The sequence below is a fragment of the Paraburkholderia caffeinilytica genome (genome assembly GCF_051027425.1).
Lineage (GTDB): Bacteria > Pseudomonadota > Gammaproteobacteria > Burkholderiales > Burkholderiaceae > Paraburkholderia > Paraburkholderia caffeinilytica_A.
This window is the reverse complement of the sequence record NZ_CP186552.1, coordinates 231,985-248,677: the sequence shown is the minus strand read 5'-3', so window position 1 is coordinate 248,677 and position 16,693 is coordinate 231,985. Positions and strand designations below refer to the sequence as shown.

Below are 16,693 nucleotides of genomic sequence, written 5' to 3'. Positions count from 1 at the left end.
TCAGGCCTTCAGGGTGGCAGCGGCTTCGTGGATGGCCGCGCGAATGCGGGTGTAGGTCGCACAGCGGCAGATGTTGCCGTTCATCGCGGCGTCGATGTCGGCGTCGGTGGGTGTGGCGTTATGCTCGAGCAAGGCTGTCGCGGACATGATCTGTCCGGACTGACAGTACCCGCACTGCGGCACCTGCAGCTTGACCCACGCGGCCTGGATGGCTTTCGCGGGCCGGCTTTCGATGCCTTCGATGGTCGTAATGCGCTTGCCCGCGACGGCCGCGAGCGGCAGCACGCATGAGCGCGTGGCTTCGCCCTCCAGATGAACCGTGCAGGCGCCGCATTGCGCCATGCCGCAGCCGAACTTCGTGCCGTGCAGGCCCGCATCCTCGCGGATCGCCCAGAGGAGCGGCGTGGTGGGATCGGCATTGAGCGTAACGTTCTTGCCGTTGAGGACAAACGATGTAGACATGGAACCTCTCCGTGGGGAAAGCCCGAACTTGGCGCCGGGTGTACGCGGCAGTGTGACCCGATTGCCCGCCGTTGCGCTTACACAATCCTGCAAATTTATTGAACAATGCTGCAAATCCAGCGGCCGGCCGCACCTGCCCGGCAGCGGTTGGGTATGCTCGATTCCATCCACGGATTTCCATGCGAATGAAACTGCACTCCTCCCGGCTCGATCCTTTGGTGGCGCGCGAAGCGGCGCGCCGCGAACTTGCCGCGCTCATCAGCCGCTTCGCGCCGACGGACGGCACTCATCAGACGGCGATTCCGTCGCTCACCTTCTATCGCTACTCGCAGCCCGTGGATCTCGGCTGCGGCGTGTCGAGCTCCGCATTCGTGTTCGCGGCGCAAGGCGCCAAGCGGGTCATGGTCGCCGGGCAAGCGTACGTCTACGATCATCTGCATTGCCTCGTGACATCCGTCGATCTGCCGGTGATGTCGCAGGTGACGCGGGCGTCGCCCGAGGCGCCTTATCTGTGTGTGAAGTTCTCGCTCGATCCGCAGCGCATCGTCGAACTGGCGACGCAGTTGCGTCTGCCTGAACCAGATGCCGCATCGGCAGGCGAAGGCATCGCCGTAGCCCCGCTGTCGGCACCGGTTTTCGACGCAGCGCTGCGGCTCGTACGCTTGCTCGATACTCCGGGTGACATTCCCGTGCTCGCGCCGCTCATCGAAAAGGAATTGCTCTACCGGCTGATGACGAGCGAGCAAGGGAAACGGCTGCGGCAGGTCGCGGTGAACGGGAGTCAGACGTACCGGATCGCGCGGGCAATCGAGTGGATCCAGGATCACTACACCGAGCTTTTGCGGGTAGAGACGCTGGCACAGGCGGTGAACATGAGCGTGTCGTCGCTCCATCATCACTTCAAGAACGTCACGACGCTGACTCCGCTGCAATATCAGAAGCAATTGCGGCTACACGAGGCGCGCAGATTGCTGCTCCGGCATAGTGGAGATGTCGGGTCGGTGGCGACCCGGGTCGGGTATGACAGCCCTTCGCAGTTCAGCCGCGAATATAGCCGGCACTTCGGCGCGCCGCCGCTTCGCGACATTGCGCAGTTGAGACGTTTGGATGAGGTGGAGTTTCGGGAGTAGGGGTAAGTCGCATTCGCGACATCTCCCTGTGGGGGCGGCGGAGGCGATTGGATTCCATTAGAAACAGAAAAAACAGAAAACCCCGCAAGCCTTTCGGCTGCGGGGTTTTCGGACAGTCCTGGACAACTCTGAATGTGATCTTTGGTGGAGAGGAGGAGGATCGAACTCCCGACCTTCGCATTGCGAATCAGAAGGTCCACTCATAAATATAAAGGCTCATTGACCTATTTCGGCATTTTTGGGACAATTTTGAGACACACCTGTCCCGAAAACGACATCTAGCGGTCAACTTGCCCATGGCGACCTTTACCAAACGCGGCGACCTTCAGTGGCAAGCCAAGATTCGCAGAAAAGGCTATCCCCAAGAGTCGAAGACCTTCGACACCAAGGCAGATGCCGAGAAGTGGGCGAGGTCCGTCGAACGCGAGATGGACCGGGGACGCTTCGTTAGCAACGCGGAAGCTGAAAGCACAACCTTCACCGAAGCGCTTGATCGCTACGAGCGCGAGATTGCATCGAACAAACGAGGCGCAACGCAGGAGAAGTCGATCATTCGCCAGCTACGCGAATCATGGCTTGCAAAGCGACCACTCGCAGCGATCCGGCGGGCTGACATTGCGAAGCTGCGCGACGAATGGTGTTCCACACATAGCCCGGCGACGGTTGTCCGCCGGCTTGCAGTCATCTCGCATCTTTTCACAATCGCGCGCAAGGAGTGGGGTTTGGAGAGCCTCTCAAACCCGGTCGAACTGGTTCGAAAACCTACGATCAAGAATGAGCGCACCCGACGCATTTCGAGCATCGAACCTGATGCCCAGAGAGGCACCTCGACCGACGAACTCGCATACGTCAAAGCTGCGTCCGCGTCTGCTTTCTTGCCAGCCCTCATCGACATTGCAGTCGAAACCGCAATGCGTAGAGGTGAGTTAATCTCGCTCGGGCCAGCCCAAGTTGATCTTACAAAGCGCGTTGCGCGTCTTGCCATGACGAAGAATGGGAGTTCGCGCGATGTTCCCCTGTCGAGCAAAGCGATTGCCGTCTTTGAACAACTCATCAAAGATGGGCGCGAATTGTTTTTCCCGCTCCGTCCCGATGCAGTAACTCGAGCGTTCGAAAGAGCAGTCGCGCGTGCGAGGAAAACCTACGAGAAGGATTGTGCGAACAAGGGCGTGGCCACGGACCCCAAGCTCCTAGTAGACCTGTGCTTTCACGACTTGCGACACGAGGCAACATCACGCCTAGCCGAAAAATTTCCACTCCATGAGCTAGCGAAGATTACAGGCCACCGCGACACGAAGATGCTTATGCGGTACTACCATCCAAGGGCCGAGGACCTTGCGAAGAAGCTAGATTAGCACCACCGCGTATCTCGGCGCTCGCCAACAAAATTTTCAGCCTGACCTGAAACTGTGTGCCTGGCCCACCTACAACAACGCGTCTGGGGATCGATGGAGACATATCGGAGTCGTGGTCAGAATCAGGCCAAAGCCTTAGCCATCGACTGGAGTCAATTGTAATTAAGAGGTATCTGTCGGCGGTGTGCCGCTATCTCGGCGTACGTCCACCAACGCCTCGTCAGCATAGCCAGCCTGTCGAAGACTGCGCGGTCGGCGACAACTATCTTGCCCAGATCCGCCAGTTGTTAGCACAGCGAAACCAGGCGTTGTTGAAGCATCAACCTTGATGCAGCGAGTTGCCGCCGGTCTTCAGGAAGAAAACCATATGATTAACGACTCTGCTCTTGATAGGGATGTCCACGACATCAATCATGTCGCCCTCGAACGCGCACTCCGCAGCGCGTCGCTCGACCTCCAGCAGATCATTGCCACGGTCGCAGGTCGTTACCTCGACAGTAGCCGTCGCCGTTATTCAAGCGGCGCGCGATTGCCGACCTAGCGCACGCTGCTGACAATCGACGAACAGGTCTTTGAGAATCGCGGCTTCCGGGCGAGGCACAACGAGACAGTTCGCTCGACGTTTGTCCGGTTTGAGGATGGTCGTTTGTCCGGGATGGACCTCGACAAACCCGTCGACTGGCGACGTGACGACGACAACTTGCCAGCCGTGCACCTGCTTGTGCGCGCACTGGTACAGGCCGACGCTACCGATCTGGCCACTCAGTGTCGCTATACGGCTGAGTCCCAACCTTCTGCTTACCCACTGAACTCGGTACTGATTCTCCACGCGTCTGGGGAATCAGGGAGAGAACGAGCCGAGGGCGACACCCTGTCGCTGCACCGGCAGCGGTGCCAGCGGAGGTTGATTTCAACCGAATTCTGACCCACTGTTGGAGTGAGCCCTTCGGGCTGGACAGGTCGATGTCGGGAAATTAAGCGAATCCCGTCGCGATGTTCTGGTCGGCGCCGTCGGCCTCAGCCTGGCTGCCGCAGTCCCTGCAGTCGCCGCAAGCCCCCGCAAGCAATCACGGAAGGAGAGCACTATGAAGCCGAGTATCGTTTTCTCCCGCGGCATCTGGGCCGATGGTTCCTGTTTTCAGAAGCTGATCCCGACGCTGCGAGCGGAGGGGCACGAGGTGATGGCAGCCCAATACGGCCTGGACACCGTGAAAGACGATGTCGACGCGACCATCCGCACATTCGGACGCGTCAGCGGTCCGATCGTGCTGGTAGGCCATTCCTACGGCGGCACCGTTATCACGCACGCCGGTATGGACCCCCGTGTTGCTGCTCTGGTCTACATCGCAGCCCTGGCCCCGGACGAGACCGAAACGTCGCAGAGCCAACAGGAGAAGTTCACCAGGACCGATATCTTCGAGAACATCGACGTCGCTGACGGCCGCGTCTGGCTGAAGCCCGGCGGCGGCGTTCCGTGCTTCGCCGGCGATTTGTCTGCTGATGACCAGGAGATCGTCTATGCAACCCACTTTGCGCCGGACGCCGACCTGTTCAACCAGAAGCTGGACGGTATCGCCTGGCAGTCGAAACCGAGCTGGTACATCGTGGCCACCGAGGACCGCACGGTCAATCCCGAGTTGCAACGCTTCGTCTCAAAGCGCATGGGCGCCACGACCGTCGAGCTCAAGACCAGCCACGTCCCGATGCTCTCGCAGCCGCATGCTGTGCTCGATGTGATCCGCAAGGCCTGCACCGGGGTCGCCGCCAAGCAGGGATAGGCGGTCAGGAACGACATCGGCGGGGATCTGGGAAATGTGGTCGTCGAAGAAGCTGACGTTCGAACAATATGGAATCGCGTCGGAGCATCACACGAACTCCGGGCGAGAACGGTAGCATGGTCTTTTGAAGGAAACGGAATTCGCACGCGCGACTTCTCGGTAACGGCTGAAATAAGAGTGAGAACGGCCATTCGGTCTCAAGCCGCCAGCTACCGCTCCTGGCCGAACTGAGCTGCGTGACGATCGGCTCAGTTCGACCCGAAGCAGCCGGTCAACTGAAACTACTTTCGAGGTCTGGTATTGGCGTACAGGAGCCGCTCGTCGAACGCGAAGGCCTGCAATTTCTGTCACCTCATATCGCCGAAACGCAATTGCGTTTTGAGGTAGTTCAGAAAAGCCTGCAGCTTGGGCGACGGAACGCGCTCTCGCGGGAACAGTGCATTCAGGTCTTGCGCTGGACCTATCCATTCGGGCAGCACCCTCAGCAAGCGCCCTGCCTCGACTTCGGGAGCCATGCTGGCATCCATAGCCAGCAACAACCCTTTTCCGGCACGGGCGGCGTCAAGAATAAGCGCGGGGTCACTGGCGACGATCACCGGTTCCAGCGAATAGTGAGTGGGTTTCCGTCCAGGCTTGCGCAGAGGCCACGTGTAGCCGCTGTCGCTACGTGCCTGATGAAGTGCGAGCGATGGATGGAGCCGGAGTTCGTCGGGAACGGCTGGTGACCCGTACCGTTCGACATATGCGGGACTCGCATGGACAGACGTCGAAAAGGTCCCGAGTCGCCGCGCCACAAGACTGGAATCGGGAAGGACGCCAAGACGCAGAGCGACGTCCACTTCGTCGTCGAAAAGATCTAATGGCACATGCGTCGCCAGAATATCGAGCCGTACATCGGGATAGCGCGAGCAGAATCCCCCAATCAATGGTGCGATCCACGTGACGCCGAACGAATACGGCAGCGTCACGCGCAGCCAACCTGCGGGCGTGCCGCGAATGCGCTGCACGGCGTTCTCCGCGTCTTCGAGCTGTCTGCAGATACTGCGGCAGTGCTCGAAGTAAGCCGTACCCGCTTCAGTCAGGCGAAGTTTGCGCGTGGTCCGGTGCAACAGGCGCGAACCGAGGTGCGCCTCGAGTTCCCGTACTCGCCGACTGACCGTCGTCTTGGGAATCTGCAACGCGATCGCTGCCGCAGTAAAGCTGCCTGATTGCACGACGCGAAGAAAGACGAGCGTATCGTTGAGATCCCTTGTCATCGACGCATATATCCCGGCTAAGTGTTGTTGATGGCGCGAGCCTAACATAGAGATTGTGCCGCCGATGGTTCAATCCTTGCCGGCAATACGGGCTAATCGCCAGCGCGCTCCTGCAATATCTTGTCGCCTTCAACCCGGAGGCGAAGATGAATCTCAGCGAATACACAAGTCACGATGCAATTGGGCTCGCAAAACGCGTGTCAGATCGCGAAGTTACGCCTGCAGAGCTTGCGGAGCTCGCCTGTTCGGCGATCGAAGCAGTCAATCCGGCGATCAACGCAGTTATCGAGCACTGGCCGGCCAGCGAAAGTGGAGGCCGCCCGGAACACTGCGCTGGTCCGCTCGCTGGCGTGCCGTTTCTGGTCAAGGATATTGCGGTCGCCATGAGCGGTAAGCGACTGGAGCTCGGAAGCCGGCTCTCCAGCGGCGTCGTCGCCCCGGCCGATTCGTGGCTCATGTCGCGGTTCCGCGCAGCCGGACTCGTCACGATTGGTCGCACGACTACGCCCGAAATGGCGTTCAGCACGACCACTGAATCCACGCTCCAGGGCGCGACGCGCAATCCCTGGCAGCCGGATTCGAGCGCCGGCGGCTCGAGCGGTGGCGCGGCCGCAGCAGTCGCAGCCGGCGCCGTCCCGCTCGCGCATGCCACCGATGCCGCCGGCTCGATTCGGGTGCCAGCAAGCTACAACGGCTTGTTCGGACTCAAGCCGACGCGCGGGCGCAGTTCGAACGGGCCCGCCCTCGACGAAGTCTTCGCAGGCTTCGGCGTGCAACTGGGCGTGAGCCGGAGCGTGCGGGACAGCGCCGCGCTACTCGATGCGATCCAGGGACAGGCGATCGGCGAGCCTTACCTCACCGCCGCGCCCGAGCACAGCTTCCTGTCGCAGGTCGACCGCGAACCAGGCAAACTCAGGATTGGCATGATGACCGATCCGTGGAGCGCGGATCGAACCAACCCGGCCATCGCGGCAGCGGTGGGATCGACGGCGCGACTCCTGGAGGACCTCGGTCACACGGTCTACGAAGTGCGGCCGTCACTTGGTGTGTCGTGGGACGCGTTCGTGCAGATGAACGCGACGATCTGGACGGCAACGCTGGTGGGCTGGATCGAAGGCCTGGCCGCGGCGACGGGACGCCCGATTGATGAGACGACGCTGGAGCCCGCCACATTGGCCTGTTATCGCTATGGCAAGGACGAAAAGGCGTCCGCATTCGCTGCCGCGCTGGCCATACGCAACGTTGTGACGCGGGCTGTCGGGCATTGGTTCGAAGACTTCGATGTGCTGCTCACGCCCACGCTGCCGCAAATGCCGCAGCGCATTGGAGAATACGGCGAGGGCGCGGAATCAATGAACGGCCTCGAATGGACCCAGCGAGTATTCCGGCATTCGCCTCTTACCCCGCCGTTCAATGTCGCCGGTGTTCCCGCAATGTCGGTACCGCTAGAGAGTCACCCGGAAACAGGTGTGCCGATCGGGATGCAATTCGCGGGACAGTTTGCGCGAGAAGATAAATTGCTGCGACTCGGAGGACAGCTCGAACGCGCACGGCCGTGGATCAATCGGCGGCCCGCAGTTTGGGCGGGACATCAGCCGTTATAGTGCCAGGCATTGTGTGTCACGCGGGCGGCTCGGTCCGCCCCTTTTCTCCCTACGCTCTCATGCGACGGCACCAGGTTGGCTTCATCGGAGCACAAAATGCCGATATCCGGGGTGAGGTCACTGAATGGCTTCTTCGAACTCATTAGCCAAGCCTGAGCAGGTCAATGCATCGTCGCGATCCCTTCGAATTCGGCAATGGGAAGTAGCAATACAACTCGCCAACTCGCTATCTAGCTGGCGGTTTTCGAATTCAAAGCGGCCGCTTAAAGGTCCGCGAAGTCGCGACGACAAATGTCTTTTCATGGCCGAACTCAGTCCGTTGTCCCGCATGCTTTACGGTGCTTTCTATCCGCCGGAAGTGTGCGATATAAACTCATCTTCAAAGAGGACTTCGTTTTACGGATTGTTCAAAAATTTTGCGAGGGCACAATGACATCAGACTACGAGTCAAAAGTCATACCGCAGGGGGACACGGCTGGCCTGTTCGACGCTGCATGTCACCAGGTGCGTCACATGACGCATGCACGCTGCGCGGTCGTGATCGTCGTCGACGGCGAGTCGGGATCCGGGTATTCCGTGGTCGGTCCACTAGACGCACAGGTTCTTTTGCCAGACATCCTGCAAAAGATGGCGGATACGTTGCGCAGACAGCTCGCGAAAAATCTGCAGTAGCTTGCCAGTCGCCTCGCCATCTGGGTCAAATCGAATTCGCAGACCAGCGAAAACCTGACTGACGGGCTCAGGTTGCGTGGCCTGCAGTTTTGGACTGCTGTCGTGTTGTGGGTAAGGCTTTCCGTTCGTGTGGGACCGGCAGGATCGCATGCGTCTATCGACTTGCCTTGCTTTTTCACACCGCACCGCTATCACTGATACCTTTAGTCCACGGATAAATGACATGCCGTCCGCGTCCGATGGTCACTCGGGCTTCACCGCGCCGCGACGTGCAGCGCAATACGTGCGGATGTCTACGGACCACCAGCAATGCTCGCCAATTTTCCAGAGACAGGCGATTGCTGAGTATGCAGCCGCTCACAACATCCGCATCGTTCGGGACTATGAGGACGCCGGTATCAGCGGACTCACGCTGCGCGAGCGCCCTGCTCTCATCCGATTGCTGGTGGACGTCGAAAATCCAGCCTGCAAATTCACTGTGATCCTAGTGTATGACGTAAGCCGCTGGGGGCGATTCCAGGATGTTGATGAAGCCGCGTTCTACGAGTACACCTGTCGTCGTGCCGGCGTGAAGGTAATCTACGTCGCCGAGCCCTTCGAGGACGACGCCAGCCCGACAACGTGTGTCATGAAGGCGCTCAAGCGTGCGATGGCGGGAGAGTTCAGTCGCGAAATCTCGCGCAAGGTTTTCCTTGGGCATTGTGTCAACGTTCAGCGCGGCTACCATTCCGGCGGTCCTCCTGGCTACGGCCTGCAACGCGTACTGGTGGACACCCTGAACGGCTCTCACAGAGCGCTGGCACCCTATCAGTACAAAAGCCTTCAGACCGACCGTGTAATCCTCGCGCCGGGGCCACCTCATGAAACGGCGCTCGTCAGAAAAATGTTTGAGTGGTATGCAGCCCGTGGAACTACCGCTACGGACGTAGCACGCCGGCTGAATGATTTCGGCATCTGCAACGGCGTGGGGCGGCCGTGGATGCCCCGCAACATCCTCCAGATTCTGCGCAACGAAAAATATGTTGGGACTAACGTCTACAGCCGGACGTCTTCGAAGCTCGACGCCGCATGGGAGCAATTACCCACGGAAGAATGGATTCGCGTACCCGGTGCCTTTGATCCCGTCGTCGGTAACCAGCTTTTTGCAGCGGTTCAGCGCAAGCTGGCCCGCTGCAAGTGCGTTCCCAACCGGGACGAAATTGTCGCCGGCCTGCGCAAGGTCATCGAAAAGACTGGCACCCTGAATCAGGCAACGCTGCGACGCTATCGAAGTGCACCTTCGGTTGAACGCATCATGCGGGAGTTCGGCAGCCTGTATGAAGCATACGAGGCAATCGGATACGCACCACGGCTGAATCCAGAGCGATCGCGGAACAGGCATACCGAAAGACGAACGGAGCTTTCAATAGCCGATATCACCGCAGATGAGTTGCGGAAGCGAGGACACGCGGTCAAATTCGAAAAGCACACCAACGTCATGTGCGTGGACAACGCGCTCAGGCTGCAGCTTGTGGTGCGGAGTTCATGGCTTGTCCGCGGGCATTCACCGTACTGGATTGCACGATGGCCAGACTGCTTCGCCATCGATTTTCTGGTGTACGCCCGCATTGAGCGCGCGGACCCGAACCTGCTCGATTTCCACCTCTTTCCTCGAGGTAGCCTCACGCCAGGGGCGTATACCGTGATCCAAAGAAACGGCGTTTCGAGATTTGAAGATTTTCGACACCCCGACCTGAGGTCAATTATCGAACTTACTGACTGCGTCCCCCTGGAAGTGCTGGATTTCGCCCACGGTGCCAGTGCCACATGAATTCGCGCACCTCAAAGTCTGACCCAGGAGGCACAGTGACGAAAGTCAAGTCACGACATCCGGAGGCCGCACGCAAGCCCGCCGGGATCAGAATGCGGGAAGCGATCAGGGAGGAATGTGAACGACAGTGTGCTTCACTCGCGCATAAGGAAGCCGCAGACGCCCAAATAGCACTTCTAGGAAGTATTCTCGGAGAACTGCTATCCCAGGCTGCCTTCATTGTTGTGCTCAATGCTGCGGGATTCACGGCGATACCCTGTCTCGTTCGACAACGTCTGCAACCGCGATTCCCTGAAAACTGTACCGTCCCAGCGAACCGGGGCACGGATTCGGACAATGCCCATTGCACACAGGGCACACCGATCGGTGCCCCCGAGGATGCCTCGGCGATTCTCGCGGGGCAAACGCTACCCGTAAGGACTATTCGAGCGCTTGACCGGATGGCGCCGTTGCGCCGGGCAGCTGTCGCGAATCTGATGGGCACTCTGGACAACGTCACCGGAGACTTTGCCCATGCACTTCTGGCCGCGACGCCTGCCGGGTTGAGAGTAGTCGCCAGGCGGTCGCAGCGAGTCGATCGCCGCCGTGTGCAGCGTTTTGCGAGGCTTGAAAAGCGGCTGTTGGCAGCACATGTAAAGAACCAGCTTCTGTCGGCTGGACACAATGACAATCTTCGCTATCTGGCGGTCTGCATCAGCTTCATCCGTGGCTGGACCAGCAGTGATGGCATACTCGTCTGGCTACGTTTGCGCTATCCGATTCAAACCGCGTCGCTTGAGCGGATGGTTAAGGAAGCAGATTGTGCAACCGAGTGGAAGCGGGCAATGAAGCTACCTTACGCACGCGACAGGGTCGCAGGCCCTGCGAAAGAAGTCAGGCGACGTGCGCGCGCACGCGGGGCGGAATCAGGTCAATACCAGCGACTATGAAGGAGCTGGTTCAGGCACTGCTGATAGACGTCTCTGGCGATCGGCGAGCGGAAGTCAAGCCGAAGATTTTCGCAGAACATCGAAGTGACCTGTCCGGGCTCGAAAGTAAGCGGCGATATCAACTCCATCTGTTCGGCTATCTCGCGGGCGCGACTCGCAAGCATGACCCGCTGCAGGACACCGGCTCCACCGCCGTTTGCGGCCAGCCAGATTTTCGTCGATTCCACAACGTGATCGGACGACAGCCATTCCCCCGTCAACTGCCGGGCGACAAAATGAGAAGCGACCAGGTATGTAAGCAGCTCGGCGCGAGCGCGTAGATCAAGGTTAAGCGGATTGGTCAAGGTAACGCCATCCTCGCATAAACGACTATGCGAGTTTAACGCGCAGACGAGCCACCGCTGCCTGTTCGCGGCGTGCCGGTGCAAGAAAAACCATCCGGCGGCGGATAGTTCGCTGCCTCGGTCCCGCTGCCGGATGTGTCACCTCTTCAACGGAATTTTCTGCCGCCAACGGCCCGACTTAGCAAACATCTGTTCATTGCAGAGCGACGCGCTTGTGAAAGTGCCCGCGGAGTCTTTGAAGGCGTTACCATGTGACCTGAAGGCCAAATCAGATCAATACCGCTCAGTAGTGGAGGCATAGATTGGGTAACAGCACCGGCAAGTCAGCAACAGAGCGTTACGAGGCGGCTCGCGTCATTGACGAGGGCTGTTCGCGTGCAATGGCAACGTGCGTAGACATGATTGACGCCGCCGGGGCGATCGGTATCCGGGACGAACTTCATGCCGTGCGCGATGCCTTGCAACGACTTCATGCGGCTGCGGCCACTGCATTCGAAGAAGCGTCCCGGAACATGCAAAACTAGGTTGCTATTGATCGCGAACGCCGATGGACAAGAATACATACGCGCAGCTCACAAAACAGTTGGCCGAACTCGACATGGAGATCGAGCGGGTTCGACAAGTTGAAAAGACCGGAGTGATCGCAGAGATTCAAGCGTTGATGCAGGAGTACGGCATCAAGCCGAGCGAACTGGTCGGACACAAGCGTGGCAGGTCACCGGCCCCACCCAGATACCGCCACCCGGACACTGGTGAGACATGGACTGGTCGGGGGCCGCGCCCGCGATGGCTTGAGGGGAAGGACTCGAAGGAGTTTCTGATCGCCCTCACCACGCCTCAGCGACACGGTCTCACTAACAGGTAATAGCTCGTCCGCCTTTTCATCGAACGCTTGTGACGTCGAAGGCGATGTTCGGTTCATCCTGCCGCTTGACTGGCATTGGCGGTAAGGCGGTCGTCGAGGACGTACACCCCCTACTTTGAGTTCACGTCCAGCAAAGTTCTTTATCCTTTACATCAACGGTGGATCCAGCGATTGTGCTGAGATCGAAAGGCGGAGTCGCAGCCTTTCGCTTACTAACGCCCGTCGCCCGTTCTGGACATCGTCTGATCAGGCGTCAAACCACACGGTTGCGCTTACACCTCGACTCCAGAGGGTAGCGATGAGACAGATTTCACTTCGAAAAGCTGGATTTGTCCGCACAACATCGCGTATGCAACCTGACGACTTTACTTTCAGCTTGCCGTCATTGCGACTGTGATCCGCCAGGTAGGAAGTGGAAACGAAAACTCAACCGCGGCTTTACATTCAGGACTAAAGCATCAACGCCCGGTCGCGGCCATCTATTGAGGCAGCGTCGATGAGCAAACACCGCCGATGTGCCGCGTGCGGCCAACTCTTCGAGCCGCGGCGCCAAACCCCTCAGCAACAATTCTGCTCCGAGCCACGGTGTCAACGCGAGCGCAAATCTCGCTGGCAAAAAGAAAGAATACGCACAGATCCCGACTACCGTGAAAACCAGACACGTGCTCAAGCAGGCTGGCTCAAACGCAACCCTGATTATTGGCACAGATATCGACAGACACATGCGGACTATGCAGAACGTAATCGGCAGCTACAGGGAGTCAGGAACCAGCGACGGGCAACAAGTGCAAAGATGGACGCGTCATCTACCGCGTCTCCTTTGGAGTCGGGCCTCTATACCCTTCGGGCAGTGGACCGTGCGGGCCTTGCAAAGATGGACGTCTGGACGGTGCGTCTGACAGTCCTGATGGCATCGCGGGAATCGGAACACCCGATTGCAAAGATATGACTCCTGCGTCGGCACTGTGGTTGCTGCTACCGTACTATCTATTGCAGCAGACACGGATGCTAGCGCCGCGTCATAGTTTTCCAGACCTGCGCCCCCGCAGCTGCCCATTGGTATCCGCACTCTGACGATGCAACCACGGTCACATCGTGCACGGGCTGGTGTTTCCATGTCGATCGAGAGAGATGACGGAGTACCTCCTTCATGCGAGACGACGCTCCGCGCCGTCGAATATGTTCGCATGTCAACTGAACACCAGCAATATTCGACTGCCAACCAGCGAAACAGCATCCGGGAATACGCAACCCAGCGTGGTTTAACGATTGTCAGAACATACGCAGACGAAGGGAAAAGCGGTCTGCGAATTGATGGCCGGGAGGCCCTTCAGCGCCTCATTCGTGACGTTGAGAGTCGCTCGGCCGATTTTCAGATCATCCTGGTCTACGACGTCAGTCGGTGGGGGCGATTCCAGGACGCCGACGAAAGCGCATATTACGAGTACATTTGCCGTCGCGCCGGAATTCAGGTGTCCTACTGTGCCGAGCAGTTCGAGAACGACGGCTCGCCAGTGTCCACTATCGTCAAGGGTGTCAAGCGCGCTATGGCCGGTGAGTATAGTCGCGAGCTATCCGCAAAGGTATTTTCAGGCCAATGCCGGTTAGTAGAATTGGGCTATCGGCAAGGTGGGCCGGCCGGATACGGTTTGCGGCGCATACTGGTCGGTCAGGACGGCTTGATGAAAACGGAGTTGCAACGGGGCGAGCGCAAGAGCCTGCAGACTGATCGGGTTGTGCTGATGCCGGGGCCAGAAAATGAAACACGAACGGTCAATCTGATCTACAAGTGGTTTGTCGACGAGTCTTTGAGCGAACTGGAGATAGCTGCACGGCTTAACGCGATGAAAGTGCATACCGATCTGGACCGCGAATGGAGCCGCTCGACGATTCACGAAGTGCTGACCAATGAAAAATACATTGGCAATAATGTCTACAACCGCGTCTCATTCAAGCTGAAGATGTTGCGCGTAGTAAATACTCCGGATATGTGGATCCGCAAAGACGCCTCGTTTCCGGCAATTGTTTCCAGCGAACTGTTCTACACGGCACAGGGAATTATCAGGGCTCGAGCTCGTCGCTACACAAGTGAAGATCTGATCGAACGTCTACGGACGTTGTACAGGAGTCGCGGGTATTTGTCCGGGATAGTAATTGATGAGACGGAGGGAATGCCCTCTTCCTCGGTCTACGCGTACAGGTTCGGGAGTCTCATTCGAGCCTACCAAACCGTGGGATTTACACCGGATCGGGACTATCGATACATCGAGGTCAACCGCTTTCTACGGCGTCTCCACCCCCAGATTGTGACCGATACCGAGCATATGATTGGCGATCTCGGTGGAGAGGTTACGCGTGACGCAGCGACCGACATTCTTCACGTGAATCGCGAATTCACGGTCTCACTCGTACTGTCCCGCTGCCAGATCAGGATCAGCGGAAGGAACCAGTGGAAGATACGCTTCGATACAGGATTACTGCCTGACATTACCGTTGCCGTTCGGCTCAACGAGCGAAACGAAGCGCCGCTTGACTACTATCTGCTTCCGCGCCTCGATTTCGGTCGGGAGGGTATCCGCTTAGCAGATCACAATCCGATCGAATTTGAAAGCTATCGCTTTGAAACTCTTGACTATCTGTACCGCATGGCCGAGCGTGCCCGGCTCAGGAGGGCGGGATGAAAACGCCAAGCATGGCCCAGGAGATACGGCTGATTCCCCTTGACCAGATCGATGTTCTCAATCCGCGTGAGCGAGGAAGTCGGGTGTTTGATGAAATCGTCGGAAATATCAAGGCAATCGGACTGAAGAAACCTATCTGCGTTAGCCCACGAGCCGACTCACAAGGTGTGGAAAGATATTTACTGGTATGCGGCGAAGGCCGGCTCAAGGCCTACCGCGCGCTTGGAGAAAAAACGATTCCGGCCCTAGTGGTTCGGGTATCGGACGAGGACGCCTTCATCATGAGTCTCGCGGAAAACATTGCGAGATGGCAGCATCGGCCACTTGAACTTCTCGCTGGCATACGGCAATTGCTTGATAAGGGTTACACAACGAAGGCAATCTCAGAAAAAACGGGCCTTGCCGGATCCTATGTTCTCGCCATCTCCAATCTGCTTCGACAGGGAGAGGAGCGGTTGCTAATTGCAGTAGAGACCGGAGCCATTCCCTTAAATGTCGCAACGATCATCGCCGGCGCTGGGGACGACGACAAGGCAGTTCAAGCTGCATTGCAGGAGGCGTATGAGAGCGGCACGTTGCGCGGAAGGCAGCTAATTGTAGCCCGTCGGGTAATAGAAAAGCGGCAAAGGCACGGAAGATCTGCAGCGCGACCTTCGACAGCAAGGCGGTCTGAAGTTTCTACCGCCACGCTGGTGCGGACATATCAAAACGAAGTGAAACGGCAGACTGCATTGGTACGAAAGGCGGAGTTTTCGCAGCAGCGTCTGCTACTCATAGTGGGTGCGATGCGTCAACTCCTTGCAGACGAAAACTTCGTCAATCTCCTGCGTGCCGAATCACTGACCACGATGCCCAAGTACCTCGCGGAGCGGGTATGGCCAGCCGGGAGTCCGATATGACAGGAGTCATGCTTGGATTCATACCGGAGCCGCTGTCGATTCTTCTGAACGACATTTTGCCATCTCGCCGTGCCGTGCTTGGTATCTCTCAGACCCGTAAATTCAAACAGATAGTGTCGTCGATCGCCGACGTTGGGATGATCGAACCATTGTCAGTGACCGGGCGCGACCCAACGTCCCAGAAATACATGCTGCTGGATGGGCATCTCCGCCTGATTGCCCTGAAAGAACTCGGACAAACAGAGGCGTCATGCCTCATTGCCACGGATGACGAAGCCTACACATACAACAACCGGCTTAACCGTCTCGCCTCAATTCAGGAACATTACATGATCCGAAGAGCCATCGAGCGGGGCGTGCCGCCGACCAGGCTCGCAAAGGCACTAGGTGTCGATATCAGTCATATCGTAGCCAAGGTAACGTTACTGGATGGGATATGCCACGAGGCTATAAGTCTGCTGAAAGATCAGCAGTTCTCACCGGCACTTTCGAAGGTACTTCGCAAGATGAAATCGACGCGCCAGGTTGAGTGCATTGAGTTGATGCTAGCGGCGAACAGCGTAACGACCTCTTACGCAAATGCACTTCTCCTAGCCACTCCGGCGGACCGCCTCGCGGAAGGAAAGAAACCTTCAAGGCTTGCAGGCATGAGCCAGGAACAGATAGCCAAGATGGAGCGGGAGATGACCAATCTCCAGGGACAGTACAAGCTCGCAGAACAAACCTACGGGCAAGACGTGCTAAATCTGGTGTTGGCGCGCGGGTATCTTGCGAAACTGCTCGAAAACTCAGCGGTGTCGGATTACCTCCGTGCTCACCAACCGGACCTGCTTCGGGAGTTCGAGACTATCCTGGACATAACATCGCTTGAGCAATGATCGCCCCACAGTTGCTGCTACCATACAAGC

The 16,693-nt window shown here is 58.2% G+C and carries 16 protein-coding genes; 12 read left to right on the top strand and 4 right to left on the bottom strand.

The window, feature by feature from the left end:
• Positions 1–462, bottom strand: coding sequence for a (2Fe-2S)-binding protein (locus ACOSV0_RS01095; protein WP_434108171.1), 462 nt, complete (start codon positions 460–462; stop codon positions 1–3).
• Between the two features lie 185 nt (positions 463–647).
• Here ACOSV0_RS01095 and ACOSV0_RS01090 point away from each other — a divergent pair, with 185 nt between their 5' ends.
• Both ACOSV0_RS01090 and ACOSV0_RS01085 read left to right on the top strand, forming a co-directional pair.
• The gene (locus ACOSV0_RS01090) at positions 648–1,592 is read left to right on the top strand and encodes an AraC family transcriptional regulator (RefSeq protein ID WP_434108170.1); all 945 of its coding nucleotides are present in this window, start codon (positions 648–650) and stop codon (positions 1,590–1,592) included.
• Positions 1,593–1,888: 296 nt separating this feature from the next.
• Positions 1,889–2,947, top strand: a complete 1,059-nt coding sequence (locus ACOSV0_RS01085; RefSeq protein ID WP_434108169.1) for a tyrosine-type recombinase/integrase — start codon at positions 1,889–1,891, stop codon at positions 2,945–2,947.
• A gap of 514 nt (positions 2,948–3,461) precedes the next feature.
• On the opposite strand, the gene ACOSV0_RS01080 is transcribed toward ACOSV0_RS01085, so the two are convergent.
• Positions 3,462–3,737 (bottom strand): hypothetical protein, encoded by a 276-nt coding sequence (locus tag ACOSV0_RS01080; RefSeq protein ID WP_434108166.1) that lies wholly within the window; start codon positions 3,735–3,737, stop codon positions 3,462–3,464.
• 295 nt (positions 3,738–4,032) lie between these two features.
• Here ACOSV0_RS01080 and ACOSV0_RS01075 point away from each other — a divergent pair, with 295 nt between their 5' ends.
• Entirely contained in the window at positions 4,033–4,725 is a 693-nt protein-coding gene (locus tag ACOSV0_RS01075; RefSeq protein ID WP_434108165.1) for an alpha/beta fold hydrolase, read from the top strand.
• A 347-nt stretch (positions 4,726–5,072) separates the two neighbouring features.
• Here the strand turns inward: ACOSV0_RS01075 and ACOSV0_RS01070 are convergent, their stop codons facing one another.
• Positions 5,073–6,029 carry a LysR substrate-binding domain-containing protein gene (locus tag ACOSV0_RS01070; protein ID WP_434108163.1) on the bottom strand — a complete coding sequence of 319 codons (957 nt, stop codon included), beginning with the start codon at positions 6,027–6,029 and terminating at the stop codon, positions 5,073–5,075.
• A 98-nt stretch (positions 6,030–6,127) separates the two neighbouring features.
• Here ACOSV0_RS01070 and ACOSV0_RS01065 point away from each other — a divergent pair, with 98 nt between their 5' ends.
• From ACOSV0_RS01065 to ACOSV0_RS01050, 4 genes are all read left to right on the top strand, one after another.
• Positions 6,128–7,585, top strand: a complete 1,458-nt coding sequence (locus tag ACOSV0_RS01065; RefSeq protein WP_434108161.1) for an amidase — start codon at positions 6,128–6,130, stop codon at positions 7,583–7,585.
• A 513-nt stretch (positions 7,586–8,098) separates the two neighbouring features.
• Complete coding sequence (locus ACOSV0_RS01060; RefSeq protein WP_434108159.1) at positions 8,099–8,257, top strand: hypothetical protein; 159 nt, start codon at positions 8,099–8,101, stop codon at positions 8,255–8,257.
• 223 nt (positions 8,258–8,480) lie between these two features.
• On the top strand, positions 8,481–10,067 hold the full coding sequence (locus ACOSV0_RS01055) for a recombinase family protein (protein ID WP_434108158.1): 1,587 nt from the start codon (positions 8,481–8,483) through the stop codon (positions 10,065–10,067).
• Positions 10,068–10,102: 35 nt separating this feature from the next.
• The gene (locus tag ACOSV0_RS01050) at positions 10,103–10,996 is read left to right on the top strand and encodes a hypothetical protein (protein WP_434108157.1); all 894 of its coding nucleotides are present in this window, start codon (positions 10,103–10,105) and stop codon (positions 10,994–10,996) included.
• Here ACOSV0_RS01050 and ACOSV0_RS01045 read toward each other — a convergent pair.
• Positions 10,978–11,340 carry a hypothetical protein gene (locus tag ACOSV0_RS01045; RefSeq protein WP_434108156.1) on the bottom strand — a complete coding sequence of 121 codons (363 nt, stop codon included), beginning with the start codon at positions 11,338–11,340 and terminating at the stop codon, positions 10,978–10,980. The two genes, ACOSV0_RS01050 and ACOSV0_RS01045, sit on opposite strands and share 19 nt — an antisense overlap.
• 302 nt (positions 11,341–11,642) lie before the next feature.
• Here ACOSV0_RS01045 and ACOSV0_RS01040 point away from each other — a divergent pair, with 302 nt between their 5' ends.
• The 5 genes from ACOSV0_RS01040 (at position 11,643) to ACOSV0_RS01020 (ending at position 16,663) form a co-directional block, all read left to right on the top strand.
• Positions 11,643–11,864 (top strand): hypothetical protein, encoded by a 222-nt coding sequence (locus tag ACOSV0_RS01040; RefSeq protein ID WP_434108154.1) that lies wholly within the window; start codon positions 11,643–11,645, stop codon positions 11,862–11,864.
• Positions 11,865–11,887: 23 nt separating this feature from the next.
• Positions 11,888–12,205 carry an H-NS family nucleoid-associated regulatory protein gene (locus ACOSV0_RS01035; protein WP_434108152.1) on the top strand — a complete coding sequence of 106 codons (318 nt, stop codon included), beginning with the start codon at positions 11,888–11,890 and terminating at the stop codon, positions 12,203–12,205.
• Between the two features lie 1,115 nt (positions 12,206–13,320).
• Positions 13,321–14,886, top strand: coding sequence for a recombinase family protein (locus ACOSV0_RS01030; RefSeq protein WP_434108151.1), 1,566 nt, complete (start codon positions 13,321–13,323; stop codon positions 14,884–14,886).
• Positions 14,883–15,785: a plasmid partitioning protein RepB C-terminal domain-containing protein gene (locus tag ACOSV0_RS01025; protein ID WP_434108150.1), complete on the top strand. Its 903-nt coding sequence runs from the start codon at positions 14,883–14,885 to the stop codon at positions 15,783–15,785. Before ACOSV0_RS01030 ends, ACOSV0_RS01025 begins: the two co-directional genes overlap by 4 nt.
• Complete coding sequence (locus ACOSV0_RS01020; protein WP_434110361.1) at positions 15,782–16,663, top strand: plasmid partitioning protein RepB C-terminal domain-containing protein; 882 nt, start codon at positions 15,782–15,784, stop codon at positions 16,661–16,663. Before ACOSV0_RS01025 ends, ACOSV0_RS01020 begins: the two co-directional genes overlap by 4 nt.
• Positions 16,664–16,693: the final 30 nt, after the last annotated feature.

Excerpts from the sequence above, each read along its gene's own strand:
- ACOSV0_RS01095 (WP_434108171.1), bottom strand. The coding sequence starts at position 462 with ATGTCTACATCGTTTGTCCTCAACGGCAAGAACGTTACGCTCAATGCC.
- ACOSV0_RS01090 (WP_434108170.1), top strand. The coding sequence starts at position 648 with ATGAAACTGCACTCCTCCCGGCTCGATCCTTTGGTGGCGCGCGAAGCG.
- ACOSV0_RS01085 (WP_434108169.1), top strand. The coding sequence starts at position 1,889 with ATGGCGACCTTTACCAAACGCGGCGACCTTCAGTGGCAAGCCAAGATT.
- ACOSV0_RS01075 (WP_434108165.1), top strand. The coding sequence starts at position 4,033 with ATGAAGCCGAGTATCGTTTTCTCCCGCGGCATCTGGGCCGATGGTTCC.
- ACOSV0_RS01070 (WP_434108163.1), bottom strand. The coding sequence starts at position 6,029 with ATGTTAGGCTCGCGCCATCAACAACACTTAGCCGGGATATATGCGTCG.
- ACOSV0_RS01065 (WP_434108161.1), top strand. The coding sequence starts at position 6,128 with ATGAATCTCAGCGAATACACAAGTCACGATGCAATTGGGCTCGCAAAA.
- ACOSV0_RS01060 (WP_434108159.1), top strand. The coding sequence starts at position 8,099 with ATGACGCATGCACGCTGCGCGGTCGTGATCGTCGTCGACGGCGAGTCG.
- ACOSV0_RS01055 (WP_434108158.1), top strand. The coding sequence starts at position 8,481 with ATGCCGTCCGCGTCCGATGGTCACTCGGGCTTCACCGCGCCGCGACGT.
- ACOSV0_RS01035 (WP_434108152.1), top strand. The coding sequence starts at position 11,888 with ATGGACAAGAATACATACGCGCAGCTCACAAAACAGTTGGCCGAACTC.
- ACOSV0_RS01030 (WP_434108151.1), top strand. The coding sequence starts at position 13,321 with ATGTCGATCGAGAGAGATGACGGAGTACCTCCTTCATGCGAGACGACG.
- ACOSV0_RS01025 (WP_434108150.1), top strand. The coding sequence starts at position 14,883 with ATGAAAACGCCAAGCATGGCCCAGGAGATACGGCTGATTCCCCTTGAC.
- ACOSV0_RS01020 (WP_434110361.1), top strand. The coding sequence starts at position 15,782 with ATGACAGGAGTCATGCTTGGATTCATACCGGAGCCGCTGTCGATTCTT.